Origin of the sequence: Paenibacillus oryziterrae, assembly GCF_042610485.1 — a bacterium.
GTDB lineage: Bacteria > Bacillota > Bacilli > Paenibacillales > Paenibacillaceae > Paenibacillus_AQ.
This window is the reverse complement of record NZ_JBGJZO010000058.1, coordinates 1-827: the sequence shown is the minus strand read 5'-3', so window position 1 is coordinate 827 and position 827 is coordinate 1. Positions and strand designations below refer to the sequence as shown.

General features: G+C 52.6%; 2 protein-coding genes. Both read right to left on the bottom strand.

The features are described 5' to 3' along the window. The coding region (locus tag ACAN55_RS24175) for a branched-chain amino acid ABC transporter permease (RefSeq protein WP_379139156.1) at nt 1–524 on the bottom strand (524 nt) is incomplete at its 3' end. 15 nt (nt 525–539) lie between these two features. Beyond that, on the bottom strand, nt 540–827 hold a 288-nt coding region (locus ACAN55_RS24170), incomplete at its 5' end, for an ABC transporter permease subunit (protein ID WP_489685784.1).

Sequence of the window (827 nt, the reverse complement as noted above, 5' to 3'; positions counted from 1 at the left end):
GTGGAGCGGATAAAGTTGTTGATCAGCACTACCGTCACCAGAGTGAAGAGGAAAATCACGGTCCAGGTGGTTTTGGCTGGAATCCCGCTAAGGCCGGAAGCCCCGCCAACATATTCCGTATTCAGCATGACAATCCGGATAATCTCCCCGAAACCCAGGGTTGCGATGGCCAGATAGTCACCATTCAGCCGCAACGTTGGAATCCCGATCAGGATTCCGCAGATCGCTGCGAGTACACCGCCGGCGATAATCGCCAGTACGAACGGTACATCATAGTCCAGCGTTAGGATCGCCGACGTATATGCACCAACGGACATAAAGCCCGCATGACCAATGGAGAACTGTCCGGTAATCCCGTTAATCAGATTCAGCGATACAGCCAGCATAACGTTGACCCCGATCAGAAGTAGCATGGACCGGTTCACATCATTAAGTGCTCCCGTTGTTAGAAGAATTTGAACAATTCCATAGAAGACCAAGGCGGCTACAATACCCGCCCAAAATTTGAAGTTTAGTTTTTTCACGCCCATTCTCCCCTCCTACACTTTCTCCCGGACATTCTTGCCGAACAGCCCGGATGGTTTAAAGATCAGGATCAGGATCAGGACGGCAAAGGCTACGCCATCACGCCAGGAGGAATATCCGAGGGAAGAAATTTCGGTCTCTACCGTTCCCAGCAGCAGTCCGCCGACCAAGGCTCCCGGGATACTTCCGATACCTCCAAGTACTGCAGCGACGAACGCTTTCAGTCCAGGCATGACGCCCATCAGCGGATCAACCGAGTTGTATGTCATTCCGAAGATTACGCCGGCTGCTGCTGCCAGAGC